Source organism: Streptomyces sp. UNOB3_S3 (assembly GCF_020740895.1).
Classification (GTDB): Bacteria; Actinomycetota; Actinomycetes; order Streptomycetales; family Streptomycetaceae; genus Streptomyces.
In genome coordinates this window covers 1-9,477 of the sequence record NZ_JAILXP010000283.1, presented here as the reverse complement: position 1 = coordinate 9,477, position 9,477 = coordinate 1, and the positions used below count along the sequence as shown (strand labels likewise).

General features: G+C 73.7%; 8 protein-coding genes and 1 pseudogene. 5 read left to right on the top strand and 4 right to left on the bottom strand.

Translation table 11 applies throughout. The annotated features are described in order from the left end of the window. The 3 genes and pseudogenes from K6I33_RS25775 to K6I33_RS25765 form a co-directional block, all read left to right on the top strand. Positions 1-577 (top strand): annotated as a pseudogene (locus K6I33_RS25775) (hypothetical protein); the annotation flags it as partial. Between the two features lie 71 nt (positions 578-648). Then, on the top strand, positions 649-1,614 hold the full coding sequence (locus K6I33_RS25770; RefSeq protein ID WP_229356919.1) for a pirin family protein: 966 nt from the start codon (positions 649-651) through the stop codon (positions 1,612-1,614). 56 nt (positions 1,615-1,670) lie between these two features. After that, the gene (locus K6I33_RS25765; RefSeq protein WP_229356918.1) at positions 1,671-2,993 is read left to right on the top strand and encodes an APC family permease; all 1,323 of its coding nucleotides are present in this window, start codon (positions 1,671-1,673) and stop codon (positions 2,991-2,993) included. On the opposite strand, the gene K6I33_RS25760 is transcribed toward K6I33_RS25765, so the two are convergent. Continuing rightward, positions 2,954-4,015, bottom strand: a complete 1,062-nt coding sequence (locus K6I33_RS25760; protein ID WP_229356917.1) for an acyl-CoA dehydrogenase family protein — start codon at positions 4,013-4,015, stop codon at positions 2,954-2,956. The two genes, K6I33_RS25765 and K6I33_RS25760, sit on opposite strands and share 40 nt — an antisense overlap. Continuing rightward, positions 4,015-4,683, bottom strand: a complete 669-nt coding sequence (locus K6I33_RS25755) for a hypothetical protein (RefSeq protein WP_229356916.1) — start codon at positions 4,681-4,683, stop codon at positions 4,015-4,017. Before K6I33_RS25755 ends, K6I33_RS25760 begins: the two co-directional genes overlap by 1 nt. Before the next feature lie 112 nt (positions 4,684-4,795). Between K6I33_RS25755 and K6I33_RS25750 the strand changes: the two genes are divergently transcribed. Both K6I33_RS25750 and mtnK read left to right on the top strand, forming a co-directional pair. Next, a complete protein-coding gene (locus tag K6I33_RS25750; protein WP_229356915.1) occupies positions 4,796-6,334 on the top strand; it encodes an FAD-dependent oxidoreductase in 1,539 nt (512 codons plus the stop codon). Between the two features lie 58 nt (positions 6,335-6,392). Continuing rightward, on the top strand, positions 6,393-7,637 hold the full coding sequence (mtnK, locus tag K6I33_RS25745) for an S-methyl-5-thioribose kinase (protein WP_229356914.1): 1,245 nt from the start codon (positions 6,393-6,395) through the stop codon (positions 7,635-7,637). Between the two features lie 47 nt (positions 7,638-7,684). Here mtnK and K6I33_RS25740 read toward each other — a convergent pair whose 3' ends face one another. Both K6I33_RS25740 and K6I33_RS25735 read right to left on the bottom strand, forming a co-directional pair. Next, positions 7,685-8,626, bottom strand: coding sequence for a M56 family metallopeptidase (locus K6I33_RS25740; RefSeq protein ID WP_229356913.1), 942 nt, complete (start codon positions 8,624-8,626; stop codon positions 7,685-7,687). 98 nt (positions 8,627-8,724) lie between these two features. Further along, positions 8,725-9,312: a DUF5134 domain-containing protein gene (locus K6I33_RS25735; RefSeq protein WP_229356912.1), complete on the bottom strand. Its 588-nt coding sequence runs from the start codon at positions 9,310-9,312 to the stop codon at positions 8,725-8,727. Between the last annotated feature and the right edge of the window lie 165 nt (positions 9,313-9,477).

The following is a 9,477-nucleotide window of genomic DNA, read 5'->3' as shown; positions in this document are numbered from 1 at the left end:
CTCCCTGCCCCGGCCCGAGGGGGCCGGCCCCTCCTCGCCGCCGGCCCCGGCCCGGCGCGGGCGGAGACCCGCTCGCCGGCTCGTCCCGGCGGTGGTCGCCGCCCTGCTGCTCGGCGGCGGCGCGGTCTACTACTTCGACTACGTTCCGCAGGGCACGGCGTCGTCCGGTGAATCCGGGCGACCGGAGGGAGCGCCCGAAGACGCGTACGCCCCGGGATACGCGGGCGTCCAGCTGACCTCCCCGGATCCGGGTCACGAGTTCGACCTGCGGAACGCCAAGGTCGTTCCGGAGGACGCCGTGGACTGGTACCTGTCGCGCACGGCCACCGCGTTCGCGATCCCCGAGGGCACCGACGCCTTCATCGCCCCCGGCGGCAGCCTCACCCCCGGTGACTGCCTCGCGGGGATCCGCGAGAGCCCGGTGACCTCGCTGGAATTCAGCGAACTCGAAGACCGGCACCCCTTCTGCGTCCGCAGCGCCAACGGCCGTGACATCGTGATCGTGCGGCTGGTCGAAGCCGTTCCCGGAGGCGGTCCGGTGACCGTCTCCCTCAGCCACTACCGCGACGACGGCTGATCCGTCCGAGCCCTCCGCGAGCAAGCGCCCCGGTCGCCCCAATGAGAGCCCACTGCGGCTACGTTGTCACCATGAGCGACCTCGATCTGCATCCCGCCCCGTCCCTCTGCGGCGGACGCGCCGACACCCCCGGCGGACCCGTGCACGAGCTGCTCGAACCCAAACGGGTGCCGCTCGGCGAATCCACGTACGTCCGCCGGCTGCTCCCGAACCTGGGCCGGCGCATGATCGGCGGGTGGGCCTTCGTCGACCATTACGGCCCGGACGACATCGCCGACGAGCCGGGGATGCAGGTTCCTCCCCATCCGCACATGGGGCTGCAGACCGTCAGCTGGCTGCACGAGGGAGAAGTGCTCCACCGGGACAGCGTCGGCAGCCTGCAGACCGTCCGCCCCCGGGAACTCGGTCTGATGACATCCGGCCGTGGCATCGCGCACTCGGAGGAGAGCCCCCGGCCGCATCCCCGCTACCTGCACGGCGCGCAGCTCTGGGTCGCCCTCCCCGACGCCCACCGGCACGTGGCACCGCACTTCGAGCACCATCCCGATCTGCCGGTCGTCAGCGCGCCGGGCGTGACCGCGACGGTGATCCTGGGCGAGCTCGACGGCACCGCCTCGCCCGGCACCACCTACAGCCCTCTCGTCGGCGCCGACATCGCCCTCGCCGGGGGAACGCGGGCGAGCCTGCCGGTGGAACCCGACTTCGAGTACGCGGTACTCGGCATGTCCGGCGAAGCGCGGGTGGACGGTGTCCCCGTTCTGCCGGGCTCCATGCTCTACCTCGGATGCGGGCGCACCGAACTGCCGGTTCACGCCGAGTCGGACGCCGGGCTGATGCTGCTCGGGGGCGAACCCTTCGAGGAGGAGATCGTCATGTGGTGGAACTTCGTCGGTCGTTCCCACGAGGATGTCGCACAGGCCCGCTCGGACTGGATGACCGGCTCCCGCTTCGGCGAGGTGCACGGCTACGAAGGGGCCCGGCTGCCCGCTCCCGGACTGCCTCCGGTGGCGCTCAAGCCGCGAGGAAGGACACGCTGAACGACAGCGGCCAGGCCCCGGCCGGGCTGGAGGCCTCGGCGCTGCGGCCGCTGAACGTGCTGGCGATCGCGGTTTCGGCGGTCTCCCCGACGACCTCGGTCTTCCTCGTCTACGGCACCGGGCTCGCCTCGGCCGGCACTGGCGTCGTCTACGCCTTCCTCATCGGCGCGGTGATCGTGCTGGCCATGGCGGTGTGCTACGCCGAGACCGGTTCGCTCTTCCCGTCCGCGGGCGGTGCGTACACCATCGTGCACCGGGCGCTGGGACCGGTGTGGGGCGGGCTGGCGACCGTGCTGTTCCTGCTGCTCGGGCTGGTGACCACGGCGTCGGTGTGCACCGCCGCCGCGACCTATCTGTCCGGGCTGGTGCCCGGCGGGCCGCCGGTCGGCTGGACCGCGCTGGCGATGCTGGCCGCGATCACCGCGCTCTCGATGGGCCGGATCGCACCGGCGAGCTGGGTCGCGACCGCCATGCTGCTCCTCGAACTCGTGGTGGTCCTCGCCTTCACCGGTTGCGCCCTGGCCCACGTCGCCCCGGGCAGCCACCCGTTCACCCATCCGGTAGTGCCCGGCGCGTCGGGGCTGATCGCCGCGGTGGTGCCGGCGCTGTTCGCGTTCAACGGCTATGACTGGCCGCTGTACTTCGCCGAGGAGGCCCGCGGGCCGCGGCACGCGCTGCCGCGGGCGGTGGTGTGGGCGGCCGGGGTGTCGGTGGTGGTGGAACTGCTCGCGGTGACCGCGGCCACCTTCGCCGTACGGGACGCCGGCCGGACCGCGGCCGACGGCTCGCCGCTGTCGCTGATCGCCCGGCAGGTGATGGGGCCGACGGGAGCGACCGTCCTGCTGGCCGGGGTCGTGGTGGCGATGTTCGACGCCGGGCTGTCGGCCAACCTCGGCTACGCCCGCGTCTACTACGCGGCCGCGCGCGACGGCATGCTGCCGGGGCCGCTGGGGCGGTTCTTCGGCCACACCTCGCCGCGCTCCCGGGTCCCGGTGTACGGCTTCGCGTTCCTCTTCGTGGGCAACGGAGTCCTGTGCGTCCTCAGCTCACTCAACGACCTGATCACCTTCACCGGTGTCGTGACCGTCACCGTGTGCCTGCTGGTCGCGGTGGCGGCGCTGGTGTGCCGGGTCCGTGCGCGCCGGGCCGGCCCGGGCGGCCGGCCGCCGTTCCGGATGCCGCTGTGGCCGGTGCCGCCGCTGGTCGTGGTCGCGGGCGTGGCCGTGGCGCTGACCCAGCAGTCCCGCCGTGATCTGCTCGTCGTGTGCGCCGTTTGCGTGATCGCCGTCGCCGGTTACGCCGTCGCACGACGACCGGGTGGCGCGGGAGGCGGCCGGCGTCAGCAGGACCCGCCCAGCGCACCCGCGAGTCGCGCGTAGGCGTCCTTGGCCTGGGGCGTCTGGCTGTGGACCAGGTGGAACGACGCTTCCGCCATCAAGCGGGCCGCGGTGGTGCCCGACGACATGGAACGGGCACCCGCCGCGGCGACGCAGGCGGCGGCGGTGCGCAGCGCCAGGTCGACGGCGGCCGCGCGGGTCGCGAGCCGTTCGCCGACCGCTTCGCCGGCCGGCCGGGTGTCGATCAAGCCGTAGGCGCGGGAACGCAGCCGGCCGGCCCGGAGCTTCGCGCTGTCGGACCAGGCCTGGAACGTCTCGTACTGGGCGAGGAACCGGCTGGTCGCCCGCAGGGATCCGAAGACGGCCGGGTGGGTGTTGGCGTTGTGGTTCAGGTAGGCGCGCAGCCAGTCCGCGTGCCGGGACACGCTCACGACCTGGTCGCGTCCGACGGGCACGTCGTTGAGGTCGATGGCGACGGCGTGGGTGGCGTGCATGCTCCACAGGGTGTGCCGGTGCACGGCCCGGGGCGCGTCGAGGTCTTCGGCCGGGAGCAGGGCGAACAGGACGCGGTCGTCGGGCGCGATCGCGCCGGCCAGGACGACGTCGGCCAGCCCCCAGCCGGTGAGCCAGGCGATGCGGCCGTTCAGCGCCCAGTCCCCTCCGGCGCCGGGTGTGGCGGTGACGGCGGGCGGTCCGGGGCGGGCCAGGTGGGAGATGGCGTGGCCGCTGAGGGCGCGGCCGGTGAGCAGGGGGGTGAGCCACCGCTCCCGCAGGGCCTGGTTGTCGCTGGCGGCGACCGCCCGTACGGGCTGATGGTGCTGGGCGTAGACGAACCAGGTGGCGCCGTCCGCCGCTGAGATGATCTCCGTCGCCTGCCGGAGCAGGGCCGGGGCGCGGGTCGCCAGCCCGAGGGCGCCGGCCGCGGCGAGCGCGTCCAGATGGCCGCGCGGCACGCCCTCGCGTGCGGTCCCGTCGGCGCGGGGGCGCAGCAGTTCGTCGGCGACGCGGGTCGTCGCGGTGAGCACCTCGGTGTCGTCAAGGCTCGGGGCGGTGGGTCCGGTCATCAGACGTTCGTGGCGGTGGCCAGGGCGGTGAACTTCTCCCCGAGCGGCCTGATGATATTGCGTTCGACCTCGTAGTAGCTGGTCAGCGCGGTCATGGGGGTGCGGCGCAGGTGCCAGCGGCCGGTGAGGTTGCAGCCGATGTCGCGGCCGGCGAAGGTGCCGGTGGCCCAGCCGTCCTTCTCGTCGTCCAGGGTGCGCTCGACGCGGAAGTAGTTGAACAGGCTGGTGGCCGTGGCGCGGACCGTCTCCTGCGGGTCGTCCGGGCGCGGGTCGGCCACGCCGAACCAGCACTCGGGTCCGTCGGCGTCCTTGACGTAGGCGTCGTTGAAGCCCAGCCAGGGCCAGACGAAGACGATGAGACCGGCCTTGTCGGTGGGACAGTCGTCCGCCGAACAGTCCGGGGGGATGCGCTCGGGGTCGATGTAGAAGCGGCCGAGCCAGGTGGGCAGCCAGAGGTAGAAGGGGTAGGAACTGTTGTCGGACAGCAGATAGCTGTTGGCGTTGGAGTGCAGTTCGTTTCCGGCCACGGGGGTGAGGCGGACGCCGTATTCGGGGATGGCGAAGCGGACGCTGATCACTTCGTAGAAGGCGCGGATGTCCCGGAAGTATTCGGACAACGCGTCGTAGGCGGAGGGTGCTTGGGCGAGTACGTCGGGCCTGAAGATCACGTGGTCTCCTGTTGTCACGACGGCCGCTTGGCTGTTCACCCGATGTTCCAACTCCTGTGCAGAGCGGTAAAGAGTGACAAGTTGGATTGGCTCGAACCGGGTGGGGTGACGCGTGGGCGGTGTAGTCGTGATCGGCGCGGGGGTGGGCGGCTGTTATGCCGCCTTCCGGCTGATGACGGGCTCGCGGAACGTGACGCTGTACGAGAGCGGATACCGGGCCGGGGGTAGGATCCGGTCCGTGCCGGTGCGCGGCGGAGGCTGGGCGGAACTGGGTGCCATGCGACTGAACAGGGAAGCCGCGCCGGTGATGGCGCTGCTGAACCATCTGGGCCTGGCCGACTCGCTGACACCTTTCCCTTTCGGCAGGCCCGAGAATTTCGTAAAGGCTCGGGGAAACCTGCTCCGCCAACGGGATTTCGTCAACACGGTGCGCATTCCGTACGCGGTGGGAAGGCGGAGCCACGGGACGGACGCGGACGGGCTGACCCTCGAGGCGGTGGAGTCGGCCGTGCCGGGATTCGGACGGCTTCGGGAGACGTACCACCGGGCGGTGCGGGAGCGGCGGCCCGCCGACGCCGCGTCGGCGCGGGCCCGGTACCGGACGGCACGCGGAACGGCGGTGGTGCGGGGCGAGCCGCTGGAGAAGCTCTCCTGGTCGCGGGTCCTCGCGGCGACCCTGGACCGGGAGGCGTTACGGCTCGTCGCGGACACCGGTGGGTACGACGTCCACACGGGCGGCGCGGCCGAATGGATCGACGTCCTCTTCCACACCCCGCCACAGGCCGAGTACGTCACGCTCTCCGGCGGGATGCAGTCGTTGCCCAGGGCCTTGCACAGCGCCTTCGAGGAGGCCGGCGGCCGGACGCGCTGGGGCCGCCGGCTGTGCCGGATCGCCTTCGCCGACGGGGCCGGCGGGCCGTACGAGCTGACGTTCGCCTTCGAGGACCGCACGGGCCGGGACACCGGGCGCCGGGAGCGCGTACGGGCCGGGACGGTGGTCCTGGCGCTGCCCCAGGACGCCCTGCGCCGTATCCGGGCCGAACCCGGGGTCTTCGGCCCGTTCTGGCACGACGATCTGGAAGCGGTCGAGCCGGTGCGTGCCGCGAAGCTGTTCCTGGCCTACGACGAGCCGTGGTGGCGTGCGTGCGGCGTGGAGACCGGGCGCAGCACCACCGATCTGCCCCTGCGGCAGCTGTGGTACGCGCCCGGAGGGGCTTCCCGGATTCTGCTGGCCGCCTATCCCAGCGGCCCGTCCGCGGCGTTCTGGGACCGTTTCGGCGCGGGCCCGCCGTACCGCGTGCCCGGTGGCGCGGACACGTTCGGCGGGGGTCCGCCGGCCCCGGCCGCGGCCGTGGCCCACGCCCACCGGCTGCTGTGTCATATGCACCGGGTGCGGGCGCGCCCACCGGTGGCGGCCTGCCGGCAGGACTGGGGGAGCCCGCCGTACCCGGCGGCCTGGCACATATGGCGGACCGGCCAGGCGACGGAGGAGGTCGCGGCCCGTATGCGCGCCCCCGCGTCCGGAGGAGCCCTGTACGTCGTCAGCGACTGCTGGACTCTGGACCCCGGTTCGATACCCGGCACCCTCGGCTGCGCCGAACAGGTCCTGCGGGAGCACCTCGCCCTGCCCCGGCCGCCCTGGCCTTCGTGAGCCCAGCACCCTGCCCACTGCCCACTGCGTCGCTCCGGTCCTCACCTCAGGAGGAAGCGTGACCGCGTCCGTCTCCGTCGTCGAACCCGACATCACGAAGCTGCTCGACCACCTCGCCCGGCAGCCCGCACTCGCGCGCCGGCTGGGCGGGGCCCGGGACCAGTGGTCCGCCCGGGAGATCGGCGACGGCAACGTCAACCTCGTCTTCGCGGTCCACGGCCCGGCCGGAGCCGTGTGCGTCAAACAGGCCCCGCCGTACGTACGGGCGGCCGGCCCGAGCTGGCCCCTGACGCCCCAGCGGGTCCTGTTCGAACACCGCGCCCTGGTCGAGCACCGGCGTCACGCCGGCCCGTACGTCCCGGAGCCCCTCCACGTGGACCTGCAGGAGCATCTGCTCACCGTGGAGTACCTCGAAGGGCACACGGTCATGCGCGGCGACCTGACGGCCGGCGCGTGCCACCCGCACTTCGCCGGGCAGGCCGCCCGCTATCTCGCGCGCACCCTCTTCTTCACCTCGGACTTCGCCCTGCCCGCAGGGCGCAAACGGGAACTGGTGTCACTCTTCGAGACCAACACGGCCATGTGCCAGATCATGGAGGACATGGTCTTCACCGAGGTCTTCCTGCCCCACCCGCGCAATCGGTGGACCAGCCCGGAACTCGACGAGGACGTACGGCGCCTCCAGCGGGACACCGAGCTGAAGCTCGCCGTGTCCCGGCTGAAGCAGCGCTATCTCACCTCCCGCGACGCGCTCCTCCACGGGGACCTCCACACCGGCTCGATCATGGTCTCCGAGGACTCCCTCGGCGTGATCGACCAGGAATTCGCCTGCTACGGCCCCATGGGCTTCGACGTGGGAACCCTCCTGGCCCACCTGCTCATCGCCTACTTCGCCGCCGGCGCGCGCGGACCGGACCGGGCCGCCCAGCAGGACTGGCTGCTGTCCGCCGTCGAACAGGTCTGGGACGACTTCCGGACGCACTTCACCGAGCTGTGGCGCGACCACCCCGACGGCGACGGCTACCCGCCCGCCCTCTTCACGGGGCTCGCCGCGACCGCGCTGGAGGCCGAACGGCGGCGCTACCTCGACGAGTTGTTCACCGAGACCCTCGGATTCTGCGGCGCCGAGATCATCCGCCGGGTCGTCGGCTTCGCCCGCCCCGCCGATCTCACCACCATCGCCGACCCCGCCCACCGCGCCGCGGCCGAGCGGCGGGCACTGGCGCTGGCCCGGTCCCTGACGACCGCGCCGACCGCCCACCGCTCCGCCGCCGACCTCACCGCGGCCGCGCGGGACAGCTGACACACCGTCGGCCCGGGGTCCGCCGACGGTGGCCGGTGGGCCCCGCCTCACCCGCCCAGTGCGCTCAGTCCCGGTACGAACGTCACCAGTACGGGAACGACCGGCACCAGCGCCGCCACCGCCGTCAGCCGCAGCCGCTGGAGGGCCGTCAGCCGGGGCGCGGGGGCCAGCAGGCGGTCGACCCGGTCCGGGAGGCGTGAGACGCCGGCCGGGCAGGGGCCGAACACCCCCCGGTCCTCGTTGAGTTCGACCAGCGCGAGCGCGGTCGTCAGCCGGCCGAAGCGCCGGGAGGCCGAGTCGTCGGCCGCCAGCTCGACCAGGTGGTGCATCTGGTCGCGGAAGGCCGCGAACACCGGCACCTGCGGAAAGCCCTTGGCCAGCGCGGAGGAGACGTGCAGCAGCCAGTCGTGCCGGGCCCGGGCGTGCCCCTGTTCATGGGCGAGGACCGCGTCCAGCTGGGAGCCCTTCAGCCGCCGCAGCGCCGCCGTCGTGATGACCAGCCGGGGCGCGGCCCCGCCCCGCAGCAGCCACGCCTCCGCCCGCTCGCCCTCCAGCACCACGAGCCGCTCCCCGCCGCGCTCCTCCCCGGGCAGCAGGGGCGAGCGCACGAGCAGCTCCGCGCGGCGCCGGCGGCGCCGGGCCCGGGCGGTGCGGACCTCGCCGGTGAGCATCGCCGCCGTCCAGACCGCCCCGGAGGCGAGGGCGACGGCCAGGGGAGCGGCCCAGGTGCCGTACCCGCCCAGGGCGTAGGCCTCCATCACCTCGCGCGGCGCGCCCGCGAACACATGGCCGCGCACCGCCTCCCACGCGGCGGCGGCGCTCAGCGCCATCGCCAGCGCGCAGCACAACAGCACGGCGGCCACGACGCACTGCCACACCAGCAGTGCGAGCACGGGCTCCCGGCTGGGCCAGTCGGCACGTGTGAGCACCCGCGGCGCCAGCGCCGCGGCCAGGCCGCCGAGGACCAGCAGCGCGAGCGGGACCATCATGGGTGTCAGCCTATGAGGGCCGCGCCGTGCCCGGATACGGGCGGTGTGCCGAAGTGACGCAGGACACGCGGCCCGTGGTCCGCGCGCCGGGCCGCCTGTCACATCGTCAGGAGCATGACCAGCATCCCTATGGCCATCGACAGTCGGCACGCCGTGGCCACCCCGGCCCCGGCGGGCGGTTCCGGGCGCGCCGCGCCGCCCCGCACCACCGGCGCCCCGGCCGGGACGGGGACGACGTCCGCCACCGTACGGACGACGTACACCGCGAAGTACACCAGCAACAGCCCGGTGAGCAGCGGTGTCCCGGCCGGCGGGTGGCCCGCTCCGGCGTGGCCCGCGTGGGCGGCCGGGGCGGTCGCCATGGCGAGGGCCATGTAGACCATCGCGAAGGCGCCCACCGCGTGGTGCAGATGATGGGGGCCGGGGGTCGCGCGGGCGGCCGTCAGGGCGTGCAGCCCCATCGCCCCGAACAGCGCGGCGAACAGCGCGTGGCCCCAGGGCGGGGTGTCCAGGACGGCCGCGGGCACGGCCATGGCGGCCATGCCGAGGGCCATGACCGCGTCACCTCCCGCGACCGCGGCCCGGCGCTCCCCCGCCGCGCCGGGCCGCGCCCGCAGAAGGCAGTACACGCCCGCGGCGGCGCACAGCGCGACCAGTGACCAGCCGACCAGCGGCGGTCCGTGCACGGCACACCTCCCGACGCGGGCCTACCTCCGGAGGATGCCCAGGGCGGCCGCCGCACACGGGAGCGCACAGGCGCACGGCAGTAGCACGCCCGGCTCCCCGCGTGCGCCCGCGCAGCGCCGGTGCGCGACCGCGGTGCGCCGGGCGGGGAGGGCGCGGGGGAGGGG

What these genes read in the sequence shown, in the direction of transcription:
- K6I33_RS25770 (WP_229356919.1), top strand. Translation starts at nt 649, where the DNA reads ATGAGCGACCTCGATCTGCATCCCGCCCCGTCCCTCTGCGGCGGACGC.
- K6I33_RS25760 (WP_229356917.1), bottom strand. Translation starts at nt 4,015, where the DNA reads ATGACCGGACCCACCGCCCCGAGCCTTGACGACACCGAGGTGCTCACC.
- K6I33_RS25740 (WP_229356913.1), bottom strand. Translation starts at nt 8,626, where the DNA reads ATGATGGTCCCGCTCGCGCTGCTGGTCCTCGGCGGCCTGGCCGCGGCG.